At 51.8% G+C, this 392-nt stretch carries 1 pseudogene; it reads left to right on the top strand.

Annotated elements, in window-relative coordinates:
• A pseudogene (gene fklB / locus ACSIPU_RS30625) lies at positions 1-239 on the top strand (FKBP-type peptidyl-prolyl cis-trans isomerase); the annotation flags it as partial.
• Between the last annotated feature and the right edge of the window lie 153 nt (positions 240-392).

Raw genomic sequence — 392 nt, 5'->3', positions numbered from 1 at the left:
CTGGCAAACTGATCGACGGCACCGTCTTCGACAGCTCCGTCGCTCGCGGTGAACCGGCTGAATTCCCGGTGACCGGCGTGATCGGCGGCTGGATTGAAGCGCTGACTCTGATGCCGGTAGGTTCCAAATGGGAACTGACGATCCCGCACAACCTCGCCTACGGTGAGCGCGGCGCTGGCGCATCGATTCCTCCGTTCAGCACCCTGATCTTCGAAGTTGAACTGCTGGACATTATCTAAACAGCAGCGGCTTCCTCTTCCCCGCGGCAGGGGAAGCCATAAAAATAGCGTAAAATCCTTAAGTTAAAAATTAATTGGAATTATGTTTTGCATTCATCACGTATGGGTGTATTTTTGTGAGCTATTTCGCGTTAGATGAGTGATATAACACTC

This window comes from Klebsiella sp. HN106, assembly GCF_051209435.1.
In the GTDB taxonomy this organism is placed as follows: Bacteria; Pseudomonadota; Gammaproteobacteria; order Enterobacterales; family Enterobacteriaceae; genus Klebsiella; species Klebsiella oxytoca.
Note: the sequence above shows the minus strand (reverse complement) of the source record. Positions and strands in the feature narration are given on the sequence as shown.